The following is a 23,250-nucleotide window of genomic DNA, read 5'->3' on the forward strand; positions in this document are numbered from 1 at the left end:
TTAGCTATCCTTAGCTGGCTAGCTTCCGCTGCCCCAGGTCAGCCGATGGCGCAAGGCGTAGCTGGTGAGCGTACCAAATCCCGCTATCAGCAGCACGTGAAAGGGCAGCAAGCCGTAGCTGTCGTAGTAACAGTCTGCCGCTAGGCCCGCCAAAAAATAGAGCGTTAGCGCGCCCTCTGCCAAGGGCAAGGGAGGTGTTTCGGTAGGGTGAACCACTTGGCCAGCGGTGCCGCCAGTCCCCAGCTTAGGCGTGCGCACGAAGGGCGAGGCCCGGCGCAGCCAGCCCTGCACCACGGCGCGGGCGTTATGCAGCGCCAGGCCCATCGACATGGCCAGGAAGAGCAGGAACGTGGGCGCAAACCACTGGCCGGTGCGCGGCCCCGCCCGCCGCCAAGCGGTGTAGTAGTAGGTAGTCAGCGGCAGCAGGGTAAAGACAAAAACAGAGGCGAGCTGAAACACCAGCTTGAAGCCGGGCTGGTGAGCGCGCACGGCTACAAGGGGCACACTCAGCAGAGCCATAAGCAGGATAACGGCAAACACGGAGCTATTGAGCAAATGGAAGGTAGCGTGCACTTTGGTAGCCAGCGAGAGGGCGGGCGTGCGCCACACTTGGTTGAGGTGCTTGCGGGCGGTTTCGGCGGCTCCCTTGTTCCAGCGGTGCTGCTGCGACCGCAGGGCGGCGAGGTGAGCCGGCAACTCGGCGGGGACTACCACCTGCGGCAGGTAGCGAAAGTGCCAGCCGCGCAGCTGGGCGCGGTAGCTCAGGTCGAGGTCTTCGGTGAGCGTGTCGGCGTGCCAGTTGCCCGCATCCATAATGCAGGAGCGCCGCCACACGCCCCCAGTGCCGTTAAAGTTAAGGAAGTGCCCACCCGCCTGCCGGCCCACCTGCTCTACCAGGAAATGCGCATCCAGCCCGAACGCCTGGAGGCGGGTGAGCAGGGAAGTGTCTTCGTTGAGGTGGCCCCAACGGGTTTGCACCATCCCGATAGCGGGGCTCGTGAAGTAGGGAATAACGCGCCGCAAAAAATCTGGCGCGGGCAGAAAGTCAGCATCGAAGATGGCGATAAACTCACCGTCGGTTTCAGTCAGGCCGTGGGCTAGCGCGCCGGCCTTATAGCCTTGCCGGCTGGGACGACACACGTGCGTGATGCGGTGGCCCCGCGCTTGGTAATGCGCTACGCGGGCGGCAGCTTGAGCCACGCTCTCATCGGTTGAGTCGTCGAGCACTTGGATGTGCAGCCGGCCAGCGGGGTAATCTAGGGCGGCAGCTGCATCGAGTAAGCGTTCCACTACGTGTAGCTCATTGTAGAGGGGTAGCTGCACCGTCACCAGGGGCCACTCGGCAGGGGGAGGCGGCGGGGGGAGGAGCAGTGCCCGGCGCGCTAGCCGGGTGAGTCGCCACTGCGTCAGGCTAAATCCCAGCATAAACACCAGACACAAGCCGTAAACGACGACCAGCCCGGTTTCCAGAATAAGCATGAAAGGATAGACTAAAGCGAAAGGAGCACGCCGAGTACACTACAAAATGCGGAGCGAGTCGGCGTGGATGAACGTAGAGCCCGCCAGGCGACCTGCGCGGGGGCCATTCTCCAGGTTGAGTACGCCGCGTGGGCAGGCGGTGGCACAGAGGCCGCAGCCCACGCAGGCCGCCCGCACAATGGGTTCGCCGCGCTGGGCGTACTGCTTCACATCAATGCCCATCTCGCAGGCATTTGAGCAATTGCCGCACGAGATGCACTGGCCGCCATTGGTGCTGATGCGGAAGCGCGAGAAGTGCTTTTGCAGCAGGCCGAGATAGGCGGCCATCGGGCAGCCGAAGCGGCACCACACCCGTGAGCCCATTAAGGGGTAAAAACCGACTCCCACGATACCCGAAAACACGCTACCAATCACGAAGCCGTAAAACTGGCCTAAGGGGCCCGTAACCACGCCCAGCGCCGGTACTGCCCCCGATGCCCCCAGCCATAGTAGCGCCGTGAGCAGCGTTATCAGCCCTAAAATGGGGTAAATGAGGCGCACTTCCCACCGCCAAGCCTGCCGGCTTTTATCTGAGAGGTGGCGATAGGCGTCGCCGGCGGTTTCGGCCAGGCCCCCGCAGCCGCACACCCAGGCGCAGTACCAGCGTTTGCCAAAGAAGTAGGTAAGCACTGGCGTGGCCACGAAGGACATTACCACGCCCCAAAACACCATGAACACTCCTAGTCCGCCGCCATGCAGTAGTTGCGCTACCGTGCCTGGAAACAGGTAGTCATACTTCAAAGGCCAGAAGTAAGTGAAGTAGTACTCGGGCCGTTGCAAGGCCAGCAGCAGCCCCGGCAGTAGAAAGCCGAACCCCAGCTGAAAGAACATCACCGACATGGTACGCGCCAAGTGGTAGCGCGAAAACCGATACTTCCACAGGGCTCGAACGCCCAGCACCAGCACCGCCAGCGTATAGAACGTGCCGTAGAGAAACCACTGGTCGGCCACCCGGTGGCGCAGCCACTGGCTAGCAGGGTCGAGGGCACGGATAAGGTTTTCCAGCAGCCACGGAAACCAATACAGCACCACGTAAAAGCCCGTGAGCGCCACCCCAGTAGCCCATGCCACGGCTCCCCGGCTGGTACTGGAACGCCGCCACAAATCATGGGGGTGCCAGTCGGCCGCCGAGCGCCCAAAGGTGAGCCAGGCCCAGCCCAGCGCGCCGCCACTCAGCAGCGCCACCGCGAGGTATAAGGTCAGGCGAGCGCGGCTCGCGTCAGCATCGGCCGCAGCGGCTACTAACGCCAGTAGGCCTAGGGCCACGGCGGCCAGCACTGGCTTTTCGCCGGGGGGTGTGGCGGCGGCCGGCGGCGAAAAGCCCAGTGAGGGGGCAGAAAGGTCATTCATCATGAATAGTCTATAAAACAACTAATGGCCTTGTCGCGCCCGCGCTACCAGGCACCCAAGAGTCCTTTGCGGCGCGGCGCGGGCAGCACAATGTCCGGAAACTGCCGGGCGAACTCGCGCCGGATGGCTGGCTCGTGCTGGCGCGAAAACTCCGCGTCGAAGTTGGCCACAGCTAGCTGGGCTAACACAACGCCGATGGGAGTTTGCTCGCCTAGCCAGCGTTCCCACACCGGCTGGCGCTGGCGCAGCCCCAGGGCATTGACGCCCGTCACGACGTGGTCGGCCCGGCGGAAATTAATGCGCAATAAGTGCTTGCGCGTGGGGTGCTGCCAGCAGAAGCTGGCGGTATCGGCCGCCGGCTGGGCGGGCACGCGGCCGTAGGTCTGATATTCGAGAGCGAAAAATTTGGCGGAGTTGAACCACTGGCCGCGCCGGTAGGGCGTGGGCTGTTCGCAGATGGTGTGGGCCACAGTTTCGCCCTGCATCCGGCCAGTGTACCAGAGCTGCTCCACGGCTACTTCGCCAGGGGCGGGCTGGCGATGCTGGGCGCAGTCGCCGGCCGCATACACGTTGGGCGCGCTAGTTTCGAGTAACTCGTTAACTAAGATGCCTAGGTCGGTTTCAAGGCCGGCGGCGCGGGCTAGGGCCAGGTTGGGCTGCACGCCGGTGGCCAGGCCTACCCACTCGGCCGGTAGTTCTTGGCCGGCGGTGGTAACAACAGCCCGCACGCGGCCCTGGTCGTCGCCCAGTATTTCGCGCAGCTCGGTAGCTAGCCGCAAATCAATGCCGTAGCTGCGGATGTGCGCCGCTAGCAGGGCCGATTCTTCGGGTGGCAGCACCGACTGCCAATAGCGCGGCTCGCGCACCAGCCACATCACGCGGATGCCGCGCGAATGGAGCATTTCAGCCAACTCCACGCCAATAAGGCCGCCGCCCACCACCACGGCTTGCCGGATGCCCTGGGTGGCCTGGCTCATCTTTTCCAGGTCGGGCAAACCGTAGAACCCCTGTACGCCGCCCAGCTGCTGGCCGGGCCAGCTGGCTGTGCGCACCACCGAGCCCGTGGCTAACAGCAAGTAATCATAGTCCAAGGCCTGGCCAGTAGTCAGCTGCACTGTGCGGGCGGTGGTATCCACGCCGGTGGCTTCGGCGTGCACCAACTCCAGGCGGTTTTCCGCCCAAAACCAGTCTTCGTAGGGTTTTACATCGGCGTAGCGCAAGTGGCCTAGATACAAATACATGAGGGCCGGGCGCGAGTAGTGGTGGGCGCTTTCGGCCGCTACCAGCGTAATGCGGGCATCGGGCGCCAGCCGCCGCGCCGTAATAGCTGCCGTGACCCCTGTAATGCCATTGCCGATGATAACGAAGTGCATAAGTTGCAAATGAACGCTAAAGCGCGGTGGTAGGCCGCCCCCGCATGTACGTAGCTAGCCCGGCCAGCCGATTGCGCCGCCCCAATCGTTCTTTTACATCCGTAACCTGCTCCGTTATTCACTTTGCCTACTCTCCCGCGCATTGGTGTGCTCATTCCGGCCCACAACGAGGCCCGCTCCATCGGGCTGGTGCTGGGCGAAATTCCGGCTGGCCTAGTGCAGGAAGTGGTGGTGGTTGACAATGCCTCAACCGATAACACCGCCGCCGCCGCCCACGCTGCCGGGGCGACGGTCATAGCGGAACCCCGTCCCGGCTACGGCCGGGCCTGCCTAGCCGGGCTAGCCTACTACGCGGCCCAGCCGGCCGGGCGCACGCCCGAAATCATCGTGTTTCTTGACGGCGACCATTCCGATTTCCCCGAGGAAATGCCCGCCCTGCTAGCCCCGATTTTAAACGGAGCGGCGGAAATGGTGATTGGCTCGCGGGCGCTGGGCCAGCGCGAGCGCGGCGCCCTGCTGCCGCAGCAGCGTTTCGGCAATTGGTTGGCGTCGCGCTTGTTGCGCCTGCGCTACGGCGGCACCCACACCGACCTAGGACCCTTCCGTGCCATCCAGGCCGAGGCATTGGTCCGCCTAGGTATGGTTGACACTAACTACGGCTGGACGGTGGAAATGCAGGTTAAGGCCGCGCGCTTGGGTTTGCGCGTAGCCGAGGTGCCTGTGCGCTACCGCCGCCGCATTGGCGTAAGTAAGGTATCCGGCACGGTGCGCGGCACGCTCGGGGCGGGCTACAAAATCCTGTGGACCATTTTTAAGTACTGGTAACCTCCTACGTTCTTCCGGTGCCTACTTCGTCTCCTCTTTCCTTCTGGCTGCGCGCTGGCCACCTAGGGGCACTTTTGTTGATGGGAGCCTCCTATTGGGGGCTGGCCTACGCTACGCCGCGCCCGCACTTTGGGCAGCTGCTCGGGCTGTTTGTGGTCGCGGGTGCGGCCTATGCCTGGCTGTTGCACACGCGGCTGTCGCTACGTTGGGGGCTAGCGGCTGCGCTACTGTTTCGGCTGCTGTGGCTACCAGCCACGCCCGCGCTGAGCGACGACTTTTACCGCTTTCGCTGGGATGGACTCCTCGTGAGTCACGGCCACAATCCCTTTGCTGAAACGCCCCGGCAATTGCTAGCTGCCCCACCCACCGACTCGGCTAGCCTACCGCTGCGCGAGCTGCGCCGCCTACTGCCTCGGCTTAATTCACCGGCGTACTATTCGGTGTATCCACCCGTGTGCCAGGCCTTGTATGGCGCGGCGGCAAAGGCTTTTCCTACTTCCCAAACTGGGTTTCTGGTGGTGGTGCGTCTGGCGCTGCTGCTAGCCGATGTAGGGACGGCGCTGCTGCTGCTGTGGCTGCTGCCCCGAGCCGGCTGGCCGGCCCGCCGCGCGCTGGCCTACCTACTGCACCCCCTGGTAGTAGTCGAAGTAATGGGTAACGTGCACATGGAGGGCGTAGTCGTTTGCTTTTTGCTGTTGGCTGGGGCGCTGCTGGTCCGCCGCCAGCTGCGCTTGGCGGCCGGGACCCTCGCGCTGGCCGTAGCTACCAAGCTGCTACCGCTACTGGCGCTGCCGCTGCTGGCCCGGCAGCTGGGACGTCGGCACTTGCGCCAGTTTCTGGGTATGTTAGTGGGTAGCCTGGGGCTACTTTTCCTGCCTTTCCTGTCGTGGAGCTTATTGCTACACATCGGTCTTAGTCTGGACCTATATTTTCAAAGTTTCGAGTTCAATGCCAGCGTGTTCTACGTGTTGTGGGCAGTAGGCAAATGGCTCACTGGTCACGACTTGGTGGGCGGGCTAGGGCCATTATTGGGCGCGGGGGCCATCTACCTGGCTTTCCAGCTGGCCCGGCGGGCGGGGCGCCTCCCGCTCGCGGCAGTGCCGCATTGGCTGCTGCTCACGCTCAGCGGCTACTTTGCGCTGGCCACCATTGTGCACCCCTGGTACCTGGTGCCGCTGGTGGCGCTAAGCTGCTTTTCGTCGCTGCGCTATCCATTGGTGTGGGCGGGGCTGGCAGTGCTTTCGTACTCGGCCTACCGCACGCCGGCCTATACCGAAAGCGGCATATTGTTAACCATTGAATATGGCGTAGTACTGGCCTGGGCCGCCGCAGAATATTACAGGGGCCAAGCTAAGTGGCCTCTTGCTACTGCCCGCCACTTGCCGCCTGATGCTCGCGCCAAGTAGCCAGGTCCTGGGCCGAATCTACGTCGTGCAGGGTAGGCAGCTGGGCCACGCGCAAACCCAGGCGAGCGGCGTCGGCTAGGGTATCGGATAGCACGGTAGCGGTGCTCCAGTTTTTATTGGCGAATAGTGCTGCTTCCAGCTTATTCATGCCGAGCAAGTAGTAACCGCCATCGTCGGCCGGCCCTACTACCAACTCGTAGTTCAGCAGCTCATCAAAGGCTTGCCGCAGCAACTCCGCGCTCAGGCCAGGGCAGTCGGTGCCAATAATAATTACCCGGCCCGCGCCCGCCGCAAAGGCCTCGCTGAAGGCCTGCGCCATGCGCGCACCGAGCGATTCAGTGGCAGGTTGCACCCGCCAGGGCAGGCCGGGCCATTCAGGTCTGGGCTGAGTTGGGTTGCCTTCGGCTGGCGCTTCGGCCAGCCAGACCGTGGCGGGCACTTGGGCGGCTGCCACAGCCTCCGCTGTCAGGGCTAGCAATTCGCGGTAGACGGCGAGTGCTGCCTCAGCCCCGATACCCGCCGCCAAGCGGGTTTTAACGCGCCCCAGCACCGGCTCCCGGGCGAAGACTAACAGGTGAGGAGCAGGCAGGGCAGCAGGCGGCATAGATGATACGGGCGCAGGTTGCGTGAAAATTGCGAGTGGCAAGCTACGTTTAACTTCGCTACCTCGGCTGGTTGTTAGAGCTTGCCCTGTCGGATGAGTCGCCGGTACAATTGCACCAGGCGGTGTTGCGATACGCCTAAATAGTAGAGCACCACGAGGAGCGTGAAGATGCCTTGCAGCCGAAAAACGCCATTGGCTAGGTACTTACGCGCCGAGGTAGTCACGGCGCGGGGCAGCACCCGGAACCGGGCGTGGGCGCGCAGGCGGCCCACGATTTCCTGGTCTTCCATTAGCTGCAAGTTTTCGCGGTAACCCCCAACGCGCTCGAATAACTCGCGGCGCACAAACAGACTTTGGTCGCCGAAGCGCACGGCCGTCCAGGGCAGCCGGGTGCACCAGGCACTGAACCGCAAAAACCAGTGCGGATGGTCGAAAGCCAGCTGGTAGCAGCCCGCCTCATAACCCTGCTCTACAGTCCGCCGCACATCGGTCAAAAAGCCGGGCGGTGGGTAGGAGTCGGCATGTAGAAAATATAGCACCTCGCCCCGTGCCTGCTGCGCACCATAGTTGAGCTGGGCGGCGCGGCCCTTGTAGGGGCTAGCGAGCACGGTAGCCCCGGCCTGCCGAGCCAGTAGCACGGTTGCGTCGGTGCTTCCCCCATCCACAACCAAAACTTCCAGCGCCGGCTCGCCAGCCATCGCTGGGCCAAGGTAGCCTAATAGGGCAGTAATAGCGGCTGCCTCATTGTAAGTCGGAATGATGATGCTGACCGTTAGCTTGGTAATTGAGGGGTAGCCAGGGCTTACGCTAGTTCCGGTTAGCGCCAAGGGAAAAAACATACGTATACCCGCCAGGCTCAACAATACCTACGGTTTGCCCAGAGCCGGTAAATACGCCGGGGCCGGCGGCACGTTGTGCAGCCAAGTCGCCCGCTTGCCGATTGTGCGTTGTTCTTTACTTGTTTACGTAGCCTTCATGCCGCTTTTCCCGGTTTCGCACCCCCTCCTCAAGCGTTTCGACCAGTGGGCCGCGCCGACCCTAGCCCTCGTGGGCTTGGGGCTACTACTGCTCGAAACCCGCTACTCGCTGCGGCGGCGCACGCGCCCCCGCCTGGAGCGTTGGCGACGCAATACCCTGTTAGCTGGCCCCTCGCTACCCGCTGCTCGCCTCACGCTGTTGCCCGCGATGGTGGGCCTGGCGCAACTGGCGGCCCCGCGCTACCCCGCCCGGCAATTGGCTCGCTTGCCAGCCCCCTTACGCCTGGTCCTGGAAGTACTGGTGCTTGACTACTTAGGCTACAGTTGGCACCGGCTATTGCACTCACCGCTACTGTGGCGATTGCACCGCGTGCATCACAATGACCTCGACATGGACATTACTACGGCTTGGCGCTTCCATTTTGGCGAGATGCTGGCCAGCATCCCTTACCGGGCAGGGTTACCGGCGCTGTTGGGCATCCGACCGGCCACGGTGCTGGCCTACGAGGCGGTATTTGAGGCCGGCACGGCTTTTCATCATAGCAACTGGCGGCTGCCGCTGGCCGTGGAGCGCCAGCTGGTCCGGCTGGTCGTGACCCCACGCGCCCACGGCATCCACCACTCGGTGGTGCACCGCGAATCGCAAAGCAATTTTGGCGTTGTGCTCACCCTGTGGGACCGCCTACACCAGACCTTACGCTTGAATGTGCCACAGCAGGCCCTTACCATCGGCGTGCCCGCTTATCCCGACCCGGCCGGCCAGACCGTAGCCCAACTCCTAACGTTGCCCTTAGCCCCCCTGGAGCTCTGGGCTCGCCCCGATGGTAAGGTACCCGAGCGGCCCACCCTACCCGGGCCGTTGGTGGAGCTGAGCTACTAGCATTTGACTTCCTATAGTAATCGACTCAACTATACAGGAAAAGTTGCTGGGCAATAGTGAGAATTTCTGGTAACGTCCGTTCAGCTAACGGAGGCCAGGCCAGTTGCCCGCACGAAGTCGTAGGCATAGGCTTTCACTTGGTCGCGCACGGTGCGGAATTGCCGCATAACCTCTTCCGGACTGCCCGTGGCCTTGGCTGGGTCTGGAAAGTTATGATGCAGTTTTTTCGCCGACGAGGGAAATACCGGGCACACCTCATTTGCGTGGTCGCACACGGTCAGCACGTAGTCGAACGGCACTGCGGCATACTCGTCCACGTGATTGCTCGTGTGCTGGCTAATATCCACACCATCTTCGCGCATCACCTGAATGGCTTTCGGATTGACACCATGCACTTCCACGCCGGCGCTGTAGACGGTTGCATGGTTGCCCAGTAGTTGCTGAAGGTAGCCGTGCAGTAATTGGCTACGGCAGGAGTTGCCGGTGCAGAGCACCAGCACGTTTTTCGGGTTAGACATTGGGTTAGATACAAGAAGATTGTAACGTAGGCCAGCGCCGCTAATGATATTTACGGGTGGGCTATTCTACCACGGGTGTTAGCTACATGGCTCCGACGGTGGCACTACGCCGCTCCATTTGCACCGTGTTACGCCATACTCCGTGGTGCTGACCAATGCGTTCGCGGTGACCAATTATGCGGAAGCCCGCCCGCGTGTGAAGGCCAATGCTAGCCGTATTTTCTTCGAAGGTTCCGGCCTGTAGTGTCCAGATGCCTTGGGCTTCTGACTCCGCAATGAGGTTTTGCAGCAACTGACGGCCCACGCCCTGGCCGCGGGCTCCAGCAGCGATGTAAATACTGACTTCGGCTACGCCGCCGTACACGCAGCGACTCGATACTGGTGAGAGGGCCGCCCAGCCCTGCACGGTATCAGTATCATCGACGGCCACCAGGCGGCTGTGGGGTAGGTGCGCCCGGTCCCAGGCATCCCATCCGGGTGCCTGAGTTTCAAACGTGGCATTGCCGGTAGCAATACCTTGCTCGTAGATGGCGCGCACGGCGGGCCAATGTGCCGCAGACAGGGGCTGAATGGTCATCAGTAAGGCAGGTTAGCAGTATTTTTGCAGTAGGATAACGTATTCGGCGAGCAGGAGCTAGGCTTAGCAACACCCGCCGCCAGGCGTGCAGCCGGAGCCCGCAAGTTGCAGCTGGGGCAGCGCAAACTGGCCGGCCGGAATACCGCAGGCGTCCTGAGCTAAGCAGGCCGTTTGTTTGGGAGTGAGCACGAAATCGGTACCGTCGAAAGCTAGACCAAACTTACCGATGGTAGCTTGTTGGTACTCTACTTCAATGTCAAGGTCTTCGCTGCCAAGAATTTTCTCCGATAGTTGTAAGATGTGCAGAAATTTCTGCGGGGCTAGGCGGTGGTCGTAGTCCCCAGCCTCCCAAAGCTGGAAATTAGCCCCCGTCTCCCGGCGTTCCACGCCCCCACAGTCGATAAAGTGCTTGCTCACCAAACCTACTTCCGTAACGTGGAAGTGGGCTGGCAGGTAGGTGCCGTCGGGCAGGCGAAAGTTAATGGCGTCTAACTCAGGCAACGCCCTTTTCATTTCTGCAATTTTCATGGGGTGACAATTAAAAGGTGGATGGATACTTAGCACACGCAAGTGGTGTCCGGACCGCCGCTAGTGGCCTCAATGAAAAAGGCCGAAAACTGCTGCTGAACACGGTGTAATAGTTCGGTATTTAAACAGTAGCAGACGGTTACTCCCTCGATTTCGCCGCGAATCAGGTCTACAGCTTTCAATTCTTGTAAATGCTGAGTGACGGTGGTGCGCGCGAGGGGCAGCTCCGCCGCGATGTCACCCGAGATGCAAGTGGTCTTGCTGGCCAAAAACTGAATAATGGCTATGCGAGCGGGGTGAGCTAATGCTTTTGCCACCCTGGCTAGCTGCTGTTGCTCAGCGGTAAAGGCAGCAGTTTTGGAGTAGGTCACGACGAGCGGAATGATTATGACGTAAACATACGGCATAACGCGCCGTATGTTTACGTCATAAGGTGAGTGAGCCTGGAAATAGATTAAAAAAAGCTGTCTCCTAGGAGTGATAGATAGTGATAAATTCCTCTCAGCCTAAATGTCTGAGGTTTCTTCAAAACACCGAGCTATTCGACCTTTTGGAGCAGCTCTAAGAAGGACGGGGGGGGAGTTTTTAGGAAAGAAACGCGATTCCTAAACCGGGTACCCCTCGTACCGCAAGCCTCCTATTTTTTCAAAATTGACTTGATGTTAGAGAGTTCGGGTAGACGCTACTATAATCAAAATCCTGGTCTAAGCGGCACGGCCATTCTTGATAAGAATAACCAAAAGTGCGCCTACTGCCTGGAATCGACCTTTTCGGGCGTCCAGAGTACGCTAGTGCGCACGTTGTTCGATGTCCGGTATGTAGGTGCCACCCGGACTAGGTATCTGGGCGAGGGGGCTGCTACCTATAGGACAGCTGAGAAAAATTGGGCGCGTCTGTGCACATGCACGCACCAGGGCCCTGACCAAAATTGCCCCCTAATAATCTTTAGCAAAATGGGTCTTGAAAAAACGCTTTGCTAGTCGTCTTCAGTGACTCACTACTCTTTGACTTGCGGAAGCAAAATGGAAAAATTCTGCCGCGTCCGCACCCTCCTATGGATATGAGCTAACCCCTAATACGGACTCACTACAGCGTTTAATTCTTCGGTTTGAGCCAAGCGGCCAGTGCCATTGAGGTCGTCTAGCTCGTCGCTAGCGGCTCATTTACGCCCACTACCACCTCATCATAACTGCGGAATTATGCGACGATTAACTTGCTGGCCGTCCCGCCTCTTCTACCTTCGACCACATGCCCTTTTCTCTTGCCGAGCTACGCCACCGCGCCGCTGATTTTGTGCGCCAGCACGCCGACGACTACGACGAAAAATCCCAGGCCCAGACCTTCCTGCGCGACTTCTTCGACGTGTTCACCCCCCAGGGTCACCGCCGCGCTCGCTTCGAAACCCGCGTGAAGAAGCCCGATGGCTCGCAAGGCTACATCGATGCCCTGTGGCCCGGCACCTTGCTTGTGGAAATGAAAAGCCGGGACCGCGACCTCGACGCTGCCCATCAACAGGCCCTCGACTACCTGCCCCGCCTGCCCCAGGCCCACCTGCCCGGCTTCGTGCTCGTCAGCGACTTTGCGCGCCTGCGCCTCTACGACCTCGACCAGAATCTGCGCCACGACTTTGCCTTGGCCGAGCTGCCCGAGCACCTGCATCTATTCGGTTTTCTCACCGGCTACCGGCCCGCCGGCACCCAGCGCCCCGAAGACCCCGCCAATGCCGAGGCCGCCGAGCTCATGGCCCAGCTCCACGATGCGCTGCTGGCCGATGGCTACGTCGGCCACCCCCTGGAGGTGCTGCTGGTGCGCCTGCTCTTCTGTCTGTTTGCCGAAGACACGGCCATCTTCGACACGGCCGAGTTCCGGGCCTTGCTGGAAGAGCACACTGCCCCCGATGGCCACGACCTCGGCGCTAAGCTCGGCGAGCTGTTTGCGGTACTCGACACGCCTAAGGAGCAGCGCGCCCGTGCCTTGGCCCCGCACCTGGCCAACTTCCCCTATGTAAACGGGGCGTTGTTTCGGGAAAACTTCCGGCCGCCGTCCTTCACCGAGGCCACCCGGCAGCGGCTCATCGACTGCACCTACTTCGACTGGAGCCGCATTTCGCCCGCCGTGTTCGGCTCGCTGTTTCAGTCCATCGCCGACCCCAAGCAGCGGCGCACTCTGGGCGCGCACTACACTTCCGAGCCCAACATTCTTAAGGTGCTCGACCCGCTGCTGCTCGATGACCTGCGTCAGGAGCTGGCCGCCGCCGGCACCAACCGTGCGGCCCTCACCCGCTTGCAGCAGCGCGTGGCTAGCCTGCGCCTGCTCGACCCCGCCTGCGGCTGCGGCAATTTTCTGGTGGTGGCCTACCGCGAGCTGCGCCTCGTGGAGCACGCCGTGCTCGACCGCCTCTTCGAGCGCGGCTCGACAGGCGGCGTCAGCCTCAACCTAGCTCTCTACCAGCAAGTGCGCGTGGAGCAGGTGGCCGGCATCGAGGTGGAGGAGTTTGCCGCCCGCATCGCGGAGGTCGCCCTCTGGCTCATGGACCACCAGCTCAACCTGGCCCTGTCGGCCCGCTTCGACCAGCGCTACGTGCGCCTGCCCCTCACGGGCGGGACCCGCATCAAAATTGGAAATTCCCTCTTGGAAAATTGGGCTAAGATGCTGAATTTGCACTCTTTTTCGGAAGCTGCTGAAGACGCGAATGACGCGGTGAATAATAAAAACGCGGGACCACGCGGGACCACGCGGGACCACGCGGGACCACGCGGGACCACGCGGGACCACAGCGGAATACTATGTCGTCGGCAATCCTCCATTTATTGGCTCCAAGCTCATGGCCGAGCCGCAACGGCGCGACCTGCTAGCCGTGGCAGGGACGCAGCTCAAAGGAGCCGGCGTGCTCGATTATGTAGCGGCCTGGTACTTGAAGGGCGCGCAAATGGTTCAGCAATTTCGTACGCTTAGGGTAGCCTTCGTGAGCACTAATTCTGTGACGCAGGGTGAACAGGTAGGTCTGCTCTGGGGCGAGATTCTAACACGCTACCGCTGCCACATTCAGTTTGCCCACCGCACCTTCCGATGGAGCAACGAGGCGCGGGGCAATGCCGCCGTGTATTGTATCATCGTGGGTTACGGGGCCGACAAGCTGCCTAGCCCGCGCCTGTTTGACTATCCCACCCCGCGCAGCGCCCCGCAGGAAATCCCGGCTAAAAGTATCAATGCCTATTTGGTGGATGGGCCGGAGGTAGTAGTGGTGAAAAGAAGCAAGCCGTTAAGTAATGTGCCGCCCATGATTTTTGGTTCAATGCCAAATGATGGCGGGCATTTCATATTGTCTGAAGAAGAAAAAGAAACTATTGTTGCGGCAGAGCCAGAAGCCGCGCAATTCATAAGGCGTTACACGGGAGGCGACGACTTTATTAATAATAAGGTGCGGTATTGCCTCTGGCTGGAGAGCGCATCGCCTTCCCAGTTACAAAAGATGCCTCAGGTTATGGCGCGGGTGAAGCAAGTGCAGCAAGTGCGCCTAGCCAGTACCAGAGGCACCACTAAAGCCCTTGCAGCATTTCCCACATTATTCGGCGAAGTCCGACAGCCTAAGAGCGAATACCTATTAGTCCCGCGAGTTTCTTCTGAACGACGGAAATACATTCCTATCGGCTTCATGCCCGCCGAGATAGTGGGCAACGACCAAATTATGTTGGTCCCCAACGCCACACCGTACCTATTCGGCATCCTCACTTCGGAAATGCACATGGCTTGGGTAAAGCAGGTTTGCGGCCGATTGAAGTCCGACTTCCGCTACTCCGGCACTCTCGTCTACAACAACTACCCCTTCCCGTCCGCGCCCACCGAGGCTCAACGCCAAGCTGTCGCCGTCGCCGCCGAAGCTGTGCTAGCCGCCCGCGCCGCCTTCCCCACCGAAAGCCTAGCTGCCCTCTACGACCCTAGCACCATGCCACCCGCGCTAGCCCGCGCCCACCAGGCCCTCGACCGCGCCGTAGACCGCTGCTATCGCCCGCAGCCGTTCAGCACCGAGTTGGCCCGCCTCGAATTTCTCTTCGGCCTCTACCAGCAGCTCAGCGCCCCCGTGCTAGGCACCACCCCCAAAAAGGCTCGGGCCAGCCGCTCCTAACGCGCCCCTTGCAACCTCATGGACCGTACAAAACTGCTTGCCCTGCGCGAAAAAGTGGAGGCCATTTCACTGCCCAAGGTGTCTACTGCCATGCAGGGCTACCACTCAGGCCCTAGCCACGATGAGGCCGCCCAAAAGGCCCTGGCTGCGGCGGCCACCACCGCTACTGGCCTGCTCAACAAAGCCAAGCTAGCGCGTGGGGCGGCCCACCAGAAGAAGCTCGTCGCCCTAGCCGACCAGCTCAAGGCTACCAGCAGTAACGGCTTCGGTGGCCCCGTCCGGCTACCCCTAGCCGCGCTAAGCACTGCCCGCGCCAGCCTCTTGCGTATTCTAAAAGCTGTCGATGCCGAAAGCCGCAAGGTGTTTATCGTGCACGGCCGCGACGAAGCCATGCGCAAGGAGGCCCAGGCCACCCTCAACCGCTTCGGCATCGAGGGTATTGTGTTGCACGAAGAAATCAATGAGGGCCAAACCATCATCGAAAAATTTGACCGTGAAGCTCGCGCGTGTGGCTATGCCGTCGTCCTATTCAGTCCCGATGACATGGGTGGCCTTCGGGTCGGCAAAACTGCCCCGAAACTCTCGCCCCGCGCCCGCCAAAATGTGGTGCTTGAGCTCGGATACTTCGTGGCGCTACTCGGCCGCAAAAACGTGTTCGTGCTGGTAGCTGGCTCTGGCTTGGAGCAGCCCAGCGACTTCCACGGCGTCGTTTATGAGTCCTACGACAAGGCCGGTGGCTGGAAGCGCCGCCTTGCCAATGAGCTATCTGCCCAGGGCTTCTACATCGACCCGGCGGTGCTTAAAAAAGTATAGCCTCTTGAAGCTAAAGAATAGAAAAGCCTGGCTGCTATGTATGTAGTCGGGCTTTTCTATTCTTTCTAGATTAACCACCACACTAATCTTCGGCCTAAAAATAGCGAGCTAGGATGTAGAAGAGTATAAAGAGCTTTGCCAGGAACCATATATCGGGACCGATTCTGGCGGGGATGTTTTCACCTGCTCTATTAACCATGGGCGAATACGGCGAGCTGCCTTATCTATCTGGCCTCTCGACATTTGAGCAACCGCTACGCCGGTTTCATCATGAAAATGCAATTCAAAATGCCAGTAATTGCAGCGTGTGGGCTTGTGACAGACGCAGCAAGTATACTGCTTACCTGCACCCAAAAATGATACTCCGTGCAAGTCCCGAATATCAAGCCAATAGTAATTCCAGGTGCCTGACTCTTTATATTCAGCCTCTTCCTCTTGTGGCAGTAGGCCTTGTTCTCCCTCTTGCCAATAAGCATACAGCGTGGCCACCAGAGGGCGCCAACCAATATCCTCAATCTGAAATTGTCCTAACAGGTTGACCGAAAATCCCCGCGCAATATCCTCTGTAGGTGAACTTAGCTGCCCGACTAAAATTTTACCATCCTCGCCTAGCAAGGGCAAAAAGGTAGGGGTACGGCGAGCTACGACACCACTCAGTACCTGGTCTCCGCCAACGAGTACATAGCTGGGCTGCGGCAGCAACCGCGCCGGGTAAGTTGAAGCCACTTCCTACAATCATAGCCCTATTAGCGGGCCTCTGTCACTAGTTTCAACTCGGCCAAGCGTGGTAGCAGTGCTCGTAATGCTCCGCTAGCCCCCCAGCGCTCACTGCCAGCATGTCGCAACGACACAAATGTATCTTCGTCAGCATCGGCATCTGGGCCTATCGCTACCTCTACGTGCAAGGTACCTAATTCATCTTCAAGCTCTGCTCGCAGATTCAGCCCCTGGTCGTAGGTCAGCCCCAACACTACTGTGCGCACCCCAAGCGGACGTACCGAAGCCAACAACTGCGTAGCAAGTGTTAAAACAGCCTCTTTAGTCACACCTGGAAAATATGACTGCTTCTGGGCAAACTCTTGCAGCAACATCGAATACAAGCGGCTGTCACGGCCCTCTTGCAGCTTAGCAGATGTGTCACCCAGAATCAGTCGACCCGACACCGAATTAGGTGTGCTGCGTAACGGCAACGTTGGCGCCTGGCGGAAGCCATATTGACGGGTATAGGCAGTAGTAGATTGGTTGGGGGTGGGTAGGATAGAGTAGGTAGCCATGTTATAGGCAAAGGTATTAACTTATTCGTATTCCGGGTCTAACGTCGCTAAAAAGTCTTCGTTGAGCAAGCCGAAGAAAACCTCTTTTTCCCGCAAGTGTACATGCTCTAACTGCTTAATCAGTGTTGCTAAGCCAGTTGTCGGCGTGTGCGTCTGCCATACTACATCAACATCAAATAGGGTCTGCCGCTCGCGCTGATTAAAAACTGGTTGCTGGTCAGTTACGGTCAGGTTCACCAGCAAGCCATCCGGTGCACGCAAGCTGGTTTGGATGTGCGTTCGTTCCGGTTCAGGTTGTCCAGGTAAGCTTAAAAGCTGAACTCGTAGCTGTTCATTAAATGGCCGCCAAGGCAACCCGTTGATGTAGCGAACTCCCACCTGCGTGAAATGCTTTATCTGGCCGGTTCCATAGAGTTGTGTCAGCACCCATTGAATCACTTGGCTGTAGCGCTCCCACCCTAAGTACTGCCCATCAACACTATTAAAGGAAATATGTCCATCACGGATGCGAAGAACCGTTTCTTCCCCCAAAAACATGGACTCTCGCTGGGTGCGTAGTTGCAATGACTCGTGTGCATTTGGGACAGCTAACGTTTGCGCCTGACCAGGTACATAAGTATAGCGTTGGGTTAAGGCTTGATAAAAAGACCCAAATGCTACTTCGGCTGGTAAGTGCGTTTCGAAGTGCACTTCCACGAATGTTTCCAGCAAAAGGTGTGGACTTAGCTTTTTGGGCAACCGCATGGTATCTGCTGACAGGTTTTTAATATAAGGAACGGCCGCTCCTCTTGTTTTATCCTATGCCATCGCTTAGTAATGAAATGGCAAAACGTAACTTTTTTTGCGAAAAGTAGCACCGAAAGGTTGTTGTTGTCGTAAGTGTACGCATATTTGCCGAAGGGTTTTAACGCAATAAGTGCGTACCTTTGCACTCCCAAAATCTAACGGTTTAGCTCATGCAAACAAAGAACAGCTCCCCGAAGACTGCCCTCGTGTTTCGTGATGCACGCCCTGACTTTCAAAGCCAGGCTTATCACGACCGCATCAAGCAAGTAATGACCGACGTTCGTTCCTTGCAGGAAAAGACAGTTATTGACCGCGACCGGCTCAAAGCCCGTGCTCGCTTCTAGCTTCTACTCACCTTATTAGCAGCGTCCCATTTCTTATGGGGCGCTGTTTTTTTTTGCATCCGGTCTTTTATGCTTACTAAGTCTATTGGCTACGAACTACTTCCTTACACAGAAGGTAATCTAGCTTACGCCCTTAGCAACGACTATGTGCTACCTTCCGAGGTGCGTAAGAAGCATCACTTCTGCTACTTCTGCGAATATTTTGGCTCTACCAATGATGGCTTAGCAGCTCGTACCATCCTCATCGAGCATCCCTACGTCAGCTCCTCTTTTCAAGCTGACTATGCTGATTATTACTCTCGCGGTTTTGCCGACTACCCTCGCTATTGCAAGCGAGTGCATTTTTTTAGTCAGGGCTTTGACCAGCCTGCCCTCGAAGCAGCGCTCACCGACCTAAGTCAAGCCGCCTTGTGGCACTCATACCTCGGGTACATCGTCATCAAACCATTGCCTGCCACTCCTATTGGTGCTACCTTGCTCAAGCCTTATGGCAACGGGCTAGCCAAGTTCCGGAACTACCCAGTACAACGGCTATACAAACTTAATCTACTAGGTAAGCAACTGAGTGTCGAGACATTAGCTTTTCAAGAGCAAGATGTTAATGTAAGTGCCTGTGCGACAACAGCACTGTGGATGGCATTTCATAAAACAGCTTCCCTTTTTCAAACTCCTCTACCCTCACCTTATCAGATTACTGCCTCTACGGGCAACCTGTTTAATAGCACTGGCCGAGTATTTCCGAATAAAGGCCTTGATTTATATCAGGTAGGGAAAGCTATTGAGTCCGTAGGGTTAGTGTCCGAGTTGCGGCTTTATCAGCCTCCATCAGAACTACACGCGCGGGCATTGAAGCAGATTCAAAGCTTACCAGCTGAGCAGCAGCCCGACCCCTCGAGGTGGCCCGAGTTGTGCAGGCAAGCGGCTGAGTCCCAAATGCAGGAAGCAAAGGGCCTTATCCATGCATATCTGCGCATGGGCTTACCTATTCTTTTGTTCATTCAGTTAGAGAATTTGGGCGGTCACCTCGTCACCATTACTGGCTATCGTGAGGCCGAGGCTGTTCCACTCCGGTCAATCAATATCTCGTTACTTTCTGACCGTATTGAACGCCTCTATGTTCATGATGACCAGATTGGCCCGTTCGCTCGCGTCGGATTCACACATGATGGTCGTCTAGAAACGGCGTGGCCAACTGGAAGCGATTGGCAGAATTGCAAAAAAGCTGTACTTGATGCCGTTTCAGTGCCAATCATTCCAGACATCCGCATTGAATATGAACAGGTTTACGAAAAAGTGGCCCTTTTTGACCAAGCGCTTCATGACTTCATACCCGAAGGTGAAGACCTTCTGTGGGATATACATCTGAGCTACAGCAATACATACAAAGAGGAACTTCGTAAACAAAGGCATAGTAACTATTCTCACCTTAATAGGCTCCTCAAAACCCTGCTACCAAAGTACATATGGGTTGCCCGCGCTTCATTGGGTGACAGTATTTTATTAGAGATGGTATTTGATGCAACTGACTTACACACTGGTTTCTATTGTCAGCTAATCAACGTATTTGGTCCACTGCGGGGCTTTCTACACAACTTACTTGAAGACCCTACTAGACAGGCTGATTTTGAAGCTGCTCCAAGCTTTGACCCTCGTTATTTACCGTTGTTATTGAGAGACCTGGACCTAATGCATTAAGAATCAACAAGCAAAGCAACGAGACTAACTGGCCGGGCGTGATGCTCGACCAGTTAGTCTCGTTGCTTTGGTATGGTAGTACAACTGGCATCCGACGGCCGCTGCTACCCCACTGAACTCCCAGCCTCGCACACCGATTACTAGGCGCCGCCCCAACCGGCTCTACATTTAACCCCGATGCGCCTGTTTTCTTGGTGGCTCGCCTGCCTCTCGTGCCTCAATGCCCAACTCCAGGACGTAGCTCAGGTCAACAGCCAGTAGAACTTCGCGTTCGCGTTCCGCAAGATATTTGAGAGCTTCTTCGTAGAGCGCCTAGAAGGCAACGAGGAGGTATTCTCCCGCGTGTTCGGCGATGCCGAACTGCGCTGGGCGGCTGAGCAGTATTTATCGGGCGAGGTCTACCGGCGCATTATGGAGCGGGTAGATACTTTGCAAGCGCCAGATTAACAGATTGTCTATTAATCAATACTTTCCAAGTAATTTGTAGTTTAATTAAATCCTACACGTCGGTGACCAGCACCTCCAAGAACGCCGCTACTTCGGCGGGTACGGTGCCTTGCTTCTTCTTCTTGGATTACCTGATGTACCCGCTCAACACTCCCACTACATTGCCGCTTCAATGCTTCGGACTTCGTCACTTTGTAGGCTCCTTGTGCATAAGTAATGAAGTTGGATTCGCCTAGGTGTGTGAAACGCTCATAGAGCTTACGCTTATAGACCTTGCCTCCATTTTTTCCGCCGGGTCCTTTTGCTTTCCTGACAGCCTTTCGAACTCCACGTCGCATACGCTGGTGATAACGAGCTAAACTTGAGGCTCGTATCCGAATGTCTTTTCCACAGTACTCTAGCCCTAGGTACTGTAATGGAAGGAAGTCACATTTTTCATCTCGGCACTCTAGTTCACCTGCGAAGGTCGTGGTGAAAAAGCGCCGTTCTGTTTTTCCTTCGTTTAGTTCTAAGTCTAGTTTGGTCAATTCTGCCCGCACCAGCGCCTCGGCTGTGTGCTCAGTGCCGATAGGCAAAACCAACAGCAGGTCATCGCAGTAGCGTCTATAAATACCGTGATTGGCCTTGGCGAACTTTTGCAGCACCATATCGGCCTGCATCATGTAGAGATTGGAGAGCACTGCACTTAGCGGTGCGCCTTGAGGGATGCCTTTTTTAGCGTCGTTGGTTTCTTGCAGAGGCAGCAACTGCTTACGAAACTGCTTTGGGTACACTAGACGCTTTCTCTTCTTACAACGTTTGAACTCTTCCCCCAGCACTGCCTTTAGTTGGTCCACTTGGATGAACCGAAAGCGCGTCATGGCCTTGAAAATGGTGTAATGGTCACGAGGAAGCTCTGGCTTTATCAGCAAATCCAGCCAAGCATCTTTCAGAATACGATGGTTGAGTGTATCAAAAAACTTAGTCACATCGAACGCAAGGGCAACACAGCAAGGCTGCGCTGCAACATAGTCGAATACCTCTTTGGCAAAGTGCAGATTATTACGGCCCTTGCTCCCGCGATAGGCTAATACACATTCATCCAGTCCTGCTTCCTGCAATCGAGTTTCTAGTAAGTCTTCTAACTGAAACCCATACCAAGAATAGAAAAGTGCATCGTGGTGAGATGCATAGCAAATCTCGCGTGGTTTCGGCGGCGCTGGACGACGCACCCCATCATCGCCTTTTTTATACCGTTTACGCAACTTCACCATCTTCAAAAATGGGTAGAACGCTCGTTTCCTCACATGCTCTGGGTCGAGCAGGAAGGGTTTCCATTCGTCTAGTTCATCTTTGGAAATAGCAAAGTCAAAGTGCAGGTATTGCTTACCCGAAGAGGATGGCTCTACTTTGGGAGAGTATAATGCTTGATTTCGCTGCCGGTGAAGGAGTTGCTTTTCCCACCGTACAAAGAGTGCATCATCTGCCATAATTGCACAGTGGGAAATACAAGCATTAAATCATAGGCTGAGGCGGAGATAGGCCACTCGCATTGCCCCAGCACACATTCTATTGTCTTGGGAAAGATGACTCTCGCCCATGCCTTCTGATAACGTATTCAAGACATGCAACCAGTCCTTCAGCAAATCGCCGAACTAGGCACAGTCCTTCATCTCATGCTCACCGTGGTTAGGTTCGCGACGCAGGCGGTATGCGCATACCGCCGGTGTTGCGGAACTAAACATGGGGCCAAAACTTAGTGCCACCTGCCCCAATCGGCAGGGTATGGCAAATGTAGTATAGAACTCAGAAAAATGATGCTCGGGTGAGTGTGGAACGAGACTAAGTCTAACACAGGCACAATCAGCCTTGAAATTAATCAGAAGCCGTAGGGCACTATGATGACCTGTGTAAACCACCGTGTAAACCAAAAGCAAAACAGCCACTCAGTATCGCTACTAAGTGGCTGTTTCTCAATTGTGGGAGATACTGGGTTCGAACCAGTGACCCTCTGCTTGTAAGGCAGATGCTCTGAACCAGCTGAGCTAATCTCCCGAGTGGTTGTGCCCGTTTGGGAGTACAAAGATGGGGGACTTTTTTGGATTGACCAAACCCGGCGCTAAAAAAAGTGGGCAGTCAGGCTAGCTGGATGGGGTAAAAAATTAGCAATCAGCCATAAAAAAAATAAAAAATGCGCTGGTATGGTTCAGCAGCCCAGGTTCGGCAACGCTACGGGCGCGTAGCCGTTAGCAGGGCCGGGCTTCTGCCGACAGGGAGAAGCTTTCTTTCATCTTTTACCACTCAATTCTTTTCTTTCATGGAAACGCAGCTGCTGCAAAACTATTCGGAGCCTGAAAAAACGGCTTACCTCTCGGCTATTGCTTCGCTGGCTACGGCCGACCGCCAGGCCACTTCTACCCAGATAGAGTTTTTGCAGCATCTGACCCAGCAGGCCGGCTTATCGGCCGGCTCGGCTCAGCAGGTGCTTCAGGCCGCACAAGACCCCAATAACCAGACGGTGCAGCAGAGCCTCGACCAGCTTAAGAGCAGCGACCTGCGCTACTCTCTCGTAACCGACCTCATCAGCTTTGCCCGCGTCGATGGCACCTACTCGCCCGGTGAAGAAGAGATGGTGGGCAAAATGGCGGCTTATCTGGGCGTAAACCCCGACCAGAAGCAGGCCCTCGAAAACGTAGTAGACCAGGCCGCCAGCGTGCCGCACGACCCCCAGGACCCCAGCAAGCAGGGCTTCCTAAGCGGCCTCGGCGACAAGCTGAGCAGCGTAGGCATTCCCAAAAATGCGCTGATGGCTGGCCTGCTCGGCGTGGTGGCCCCTATGGTCATTTCGCGGGTAATTGGCGGCGGGGGCACCAGCCAGGGCCAGCCGAGCGGCACCCTGGGCGGCCTGCTGGGCGGCGCAATGGGCAACCTGGGGGGCCAAGGCTCGCTGGGCGGCATGTTGGGCGGCCTGCTCGGCGGCGGGATGCTGGGCGGCCTGTTTGGCGGCGGCAACAGCCAGGCCAGCCAATACCCGCAGCAGGGTTCGATGGGCGGCGGCCTCGGCTCCATTATGTCGGTGCTGGGCGGCCTGGGCGGGCAGCCCAACTCGCAGCCCGCCAGCGCGGGTGGCGGCGGCATCATGGGTAGTGGCCTCGGTGGGCTGCTCGGCGGCCTGTTTGGCCGCTAAGCTGGCCTGACGACAATCAAGAAGCTGCGCAAAATATAGAATT

At 57.7% G+C, this 23,250-nt stretch carries 20 protein-coding genes, 1 tRNA gene and 1 pseudogene; 8 read left to right on the forward strand and 14 right to left on the reverse strand.

Features of this window, described 5'->3' with window-relative positions; genetic code table 11:
- Nucleotides 1–18: 18 nt before the first annotated feature.
- From F6X24_RS05390 to F6X24_RS05400, 3 genes are read right to left on the reverse strand one after another with little or no spacing between them, the layout of a single operon-like run.
- Entirely contained in the window at nt 19–1,479 is a 1,461-nt protein-coding gene (locus tag F6X24_RS05390; protein ID WP_151087040.1) for a cellulose synthase family protein, read from the reverse strand.
- Between the two features lie 39 nt (nt 1,480–1,518).
- On the reverse strand, nt 1,519–2,871 hold the full coding sequence (locus tag F6X24_RS05395) for a 4Fe-4S binding protein (protein WP_229725365.1): 1,353 nt from the start codon (nt 2,869–2,871) through the stop codon (nt 1,519–1,521).
- A 41-nt stretch (nt 2,872–2,912) separates the two neighbouring features.
- Nucleotides 2,913–4,241 carry an NAD(P)/FAD-dependent oxidoreductase gene (locus F6X24_RS05400; RefSeq protein ID WP_151087041.1) on the reverse strand — a complete coding sequence of 443 codons (1,329 nt, stop codon included), beginning with the start codon at nt 4,239–4,241 and terminating at the stop codon, nt 2,913–2,915.
- Nucleotides 4,242–4,364: 123 nt separating this feature from the next.
- Between F6X24_RS05400 and F6X24_RS05405 the strand changes: the two genes are divergently transcribed.
- Nucleotides 4,365–5,066: a glycosyltransferase family 2 protein gene (locus F6X24_RS05405; protein ID WP_151087042.1), complete on the forward strand. Its 702-nt coding sequence runs from the start codon at nt 4,365–4,367 to the stop codon at nt 5,064–5,066.
- A gap of 80 nt (nt 5,067–5,146) precedes the next feature.
- Nucleotides 5,147–6,472 (forward strand): hypothetical protein, encoded by a 1,326-nt coding sequence (locus F6X24_RS05410; protein ID WP_151087043.1) that lies wholly within the window; start codon nt 5,147–5,149, stop codon nt 6,470–6,472.
- Here the strand turns inward: F6X24_RS05410 and F6X24_RS05415 are convergent.
- Together F6X24_RS05415 and F6X24_RS05420 are read right to left on the reverse strand one after the other, a co-directional pair.
- Nucleotides 6,432–7,076: a TIGR04282 family arsenosugar biosynthesis glycosyltransferase gene (locus tag F6X24_RS05415; protein ID WP_151087044.1), complete on the reverse strand. Its 645-nt coding sequence runs from the start codon at nt 7,074–7,076 to the stop codon at nt 6,432–6,434. The two genes, F6X24_RS05410 and F6X24_RS05415, sit on opposite strands and share 41 nt — an antisense overlap.
- Nucleotides 7,077–7,150: 74 nt before the next feature.
- On the reverse strand, nt 7,151–7,915 hold the full coding sequence (locus tag F6X24_RS05420; RefSeq protein WP_151087045.1) for a TIGR04283 family arsenosugar biosynthesis glycosyltransferase: 765 nt from the start codon (nt 7,913–7,915) through the stop codon (nt 7,151–7,153).
- Nucleotides 7,916–8,051: 136 nt separating this feature from the next.
- Between F6X24_RS05420 and F6X24_RS05425 the strand changes: the two genes are divergently transcribed.
- Nucleotides 8,052–8,933, forward strand: coding sequence for a sterol desaturase family protein (locus F6X24_RS05425; protein ID WP_151087046.1), 882 nt, complete (start codon nt 8,052–8,054; stop codon nt 8,931–8,933).
- 80 nt (nt 8,934–9,013) lie between these two features.
- Here the strand turns inward: F6X24_RS05425 and F6X24_RS05430 are convergent, their stop codons facing one another.
- The 4 genes from F6X24_RS05430 to F6X24_RS05445 form a co-directional block, all read right to left on the reverse strand.
- Nucleotides 9,014–9,451, reverse strand: coding sequence for an arsenate reductase ArsC (locus tag F6X24_RS05430; RefSeq protein ID WP_151087047.1), 438 nt, complete (start codon nt 9,449–9,451; stop codon nt 9,014–9,016).
- Between the two features lie 82 nt (nt 9,452–9,533).
- Complete coding sequence (locus F6X24_RS05435; protein WP_151087048.1) at nt 9,534–10,028, reverse strand: GNAT family N-acetyltransferase; 495 nt, start codon at nt 10,026–10,028, stop codon at nt 9,534–9,536.
- A gap of 63 nt (nt 10,029–10,091) precedes the next feature.
- On the reverse strand, nt 10,092–10,556 hold the full coding sequence (locus F6X24_RS05440; RefSeq protein WP_151087049.1) for a DUF6428 family protein: 465 nt from the start codon (nt 10,554–10,556) through the stop codon (nt 10,092–10,094).
- A 29-nt stretch (nt 10,557–10,585) separates the two neighbouring features.
- Nucleotides 10,586–10,963 carry an ArsR/SmtB family transcription factor gene (locus F6X24_RS05445; RefSeq protein WP_229725367.1) on the reverse strand — a complete coding sequence of 126 codons (378 nt, stop codon included), beginning with the start codon at nt 10,961–10,963 and terminating at the stop codon, nt 10,586–10,588.
- Between the two features lie 841 nt (nt 10,964–11,804).
- Here F6X24_RS05445 and F6X24_RS18900 point away from each other — a divergent pair.
- The 3 genes and pseudogenes from F6X24_RS18900 to F6X24_RS05455 form a co-directional block, all read left to right on the forward strand.
- Nucleotides 11,805–13,160 (forward strand): annotated as a pseudogene (locus tag F6X24_RS18900) (type IIL restriction-modification enzyme MmeI); the annotation flags it as partial.
- Nucleotides 13,161–13,380: 220 nt separating this feature from the next.
- Entirely contained in the window at nt 13,381–14,682 is a 1,302-nt protein-coding gene (locus tag F6X24_RS05450; RefSeq protein WP_317132521.1) for a type IIL restriction-modification enzyme MmeI, read from the forward strand.
- An 18-nt stretch (nt 14,683–14,700) separates the two neighbouring features.
- The gene (locus F6X24_RS05455; RefSeq protein ID WP_151087050.1) at nt 14,701–15,495 is read left to right on the forward strand and encodes a TIR domain-containing protein; all 795 of its coding nucleotides are present in this window, start codon (nt 14,701–14,703) and stop codon (nt 15,493–15,495) included.
- Nucleotides 15,496–15,603: 108 nt separating this feature from the next.
- Here F6X24_RS05455 and F6X24_RS05460 read toward each other — a convergent pair whose 3' ends face one another.
- Genes F6X24_RS05460 through F6X24_RS05470 form a run of 3 tightly spaced genes read right to left on the reverse strand, consistent with a single transcriptional unit; the run spans nt 15,604 to nt 17,480 of the window.
- The gene (locus F6X24_RS05460) at nt 15,604–16,221 is read right to left on the reverse strand and encodes a hypothetical protein (RefSeq protein ID WP_151087051.1); all 618 of its coding nucleotides are present in this window, start codon (nt 16,219–16,221) and stop codon (nt 15,604–15,606) included.
- A gap of 20 nt (nt 16,222–16,241) precedes the next feature.
- Nucleotides 16,242–16,769 carry a hypothetical protein gene (locus F6X24_RS05465; protein ID WP_151087052.1) on the reverse strand — a complete coding sequence of 176 codons (528 nt, stop codon included), beginning with the start codon at nt 16,767–16,769 and terminating at the stop codon, nt 16,242–16,244.
- Nucleotides 16,770–16,790: 21 nt separating this feature from the next.
- Nucleotides 16,791–17,480 carry a TIGR04255 family protein gene (locus F6X24_RS05470; RefSeq protein ID WP_191906473.1) on the reverse strand — a complete coding sequence of 230 codons (690 nt, stop codon included), beginning with the start codon at nt 17,478–17,480 and terminating at the stop codon, nt 16,791–16,793.
- Between the two features lie 488 nt (nt 17,481–17,968).
- Here F6X24_RS05470 and F6X24_RS05475 point away from each other — a divergent pair, with 488 nt between their 5' ends.
- A complete protein-coding gene (locus F6X24_RS05475; RefSeq protein ID WP_151087054.1) occupies nt 17,969–19,594 on the forward strand; it encodes a hypothetical protein in 1,626 nt (541 codons plus the stop codon).
- Between the two features lie 488 nt (nt 19,595–20,082).
- On the opposite strand, the gene drt2 is transcribed toward F6X24_RS05475, so the two are convergent.
- Nucleotides 20,083–21,510, reverse strand: a complete 1,428-nt coding sequence (gene drt2 / locus F6X24_RS05480; RefSeq protein WP_151087055.1) for an antiviral reverse transcriptase Drt2 — start codon at nt 21,508–21,510, stop codon at nt 20,083–20,085.
- 490 nt (nt 21,511–22,000) lie between these two features.
- Nucleotides 22,001–22,075 (reverse strand) — tRNA-Val (locus F6X24_RS05485).
- A 262-nt stretch (nt 22,076–22,337) separates the two neighbouring features.
- Between F6X24_RS05485 and F6X24_RS05490 the strand changes: the two genes are divergently transcribed.
- On the forward strand, nt 22,338–23,207 hold the full coding sequence (locus F6X24_RS05490; RefSeq protein ID WP_191906474.1) for a TerB family tellurite resistance protein: 870 nt from the start codon (nt 22,338–22,340) through the stop codon (nt 23,205–23,207).
- Nucleotides 23,208–23,250 lie beyond the last annotated feature (43 nt).

The organism is Hymenobacter baengnokdamensis (assembly GCF_008728635.1).
In the GTDB taxonomy this organism is placed as follows: Bacteria; Bacteroidota; Bacteroidia; order Cytophagales; family Hymenobacteraceae; genus Hymenobacter; species Hymenobacter baengnokdamensis.

What these genes read in the sequence shown, in the direction of transcription:
- F6X24_RS05465 (WP_151087052.1), bottom strand. Translation starts at nt 16,769, where the DNA reads ATGGCTACCTACTCTATCCTACCCACCCCCAACCAATCTACTACTGCC.
- F6X24_RS05450 (WP_317132521.1), top strand. Translation starts at nt 13,381, where the DNA reads ATGGCCGAGCCGCAACGGCGCGACCTGCTAGCCGTGGCAGGGACGCAG.
- F6X24_RS05455 (WP_151087050.1), top strand. Translation starts at nt 14,701, where the DNA reads ATGGACCGTACAAAACTGCTTGCCCTGCGCGAAAAAGTGGAGGCCATT.
- F6X24_RS05415 (WP_151087044.1), bottom strand. Translation starts at nt 7,076, where the DNA reads ATGCCGCCTGCTGCCCTGCCTGCTCCTCACCTGTTAGTCTTCGCCCGG.
- F6X24_RS05400 (WP_151087041.1), bottom strand. Translation starts at nt 4,241, where the DNA reads ATGCACTTCGTTATCATCGGCAATGGCATTACAGGGGTCACGGCAGCT.
- F6X24_RS05420 (WP_151087045.1), bottom strand. Translation starts at nt 7,915, where the DNA reads ATGTTTTTTCCCTTGGCGCTAACCGGAACTAGCGTAAGCCCTGGCTAC.
- F6X24_RS05445 (WP_229725367.1), bottom strand. Translation starts at nt 10,963, where the DNA reads ATGCCGTATGTTTACGTCATAATCATTCCGCTCGTCGTGACCTACTCC.
- F6X24_RS05410 (WP_151087043.1), top strand. Translation starts at nt 5,147, where the DNA reads ATGGGAGCCTCCTATTGGGGGCTGGCCTACGCTACGCCGCGCCCGCAC.
- F6X24_RS05430 (WP_151087047.1), bottom strand. Translation starts at nt 9,451, where the DNA reads ATGTCTAACCCGAAAAACGTGCTGGTGCTCTGCACCGGCAACTCCTGC.
- F6X24_RS05395 (WP_229725365.1), bottom strand. Translation starts at nt 2,871, where the DNA reads ATGATGAATGACCTTTCTGCCCCCTCACTGGGCTTTTCGCCGCCGGCC.
- F6X24_RS05475 (WP_151087054.1), top strand. Translation starts at nt 17,969, where the DNA reads ATGCTTACTAAGTCTATTGGCTACGAACTACTTCCTTACACAGAAGGT.
- F6X24_RS05440 (WP_151087049.1), bottom strand. Translation starts at nt 10,556, where the DNA reads ATGAAAATTGCAGAAATGAAAAGGGCGTTGCCTGAGTTAGACGCCATT.
- F6X24_RS05390 (WP_151087040.1), bottom strand. Translation starts at nt 1,479, where the DNA reads ATGCTTATTCTGGAAACCGGGCTGGTCGTCGTTTACGGCTTGTGTCTG.
- F6X24_RS05490 (WP_191906474.1), top strand. Translation starts at nt 22,338, where the DNA reads ATGGAAACGCAGCTGCTGCAAAACTATTCGGAGCCTGAAAAAACGGCT.
- F6X24_RS05425 (WP_151087046.1), top strand. Translation starts at nt 8,052, where the DNA reads ATGCCGCTTTTCCCGGTTTCGCACCCCCTCCTCAAGCGTTTCGACCAG.
- drt2 (WP_151087055.1), bottom strand. Translation starts at nt 21,510, where the DNA reads ATGGCAGATGATGCACTCTTTGTACGGTGGGAAAAGCAACTCCTTCAC.
- F6X24_RS05435 (WP_151087048.1), bottom strand. Translation starts at nt 10,028, where the DNA reads ATGACCATTCAGCCCCTGTCTGCGGCACATTGGCCCGCCGTGCGCGCC.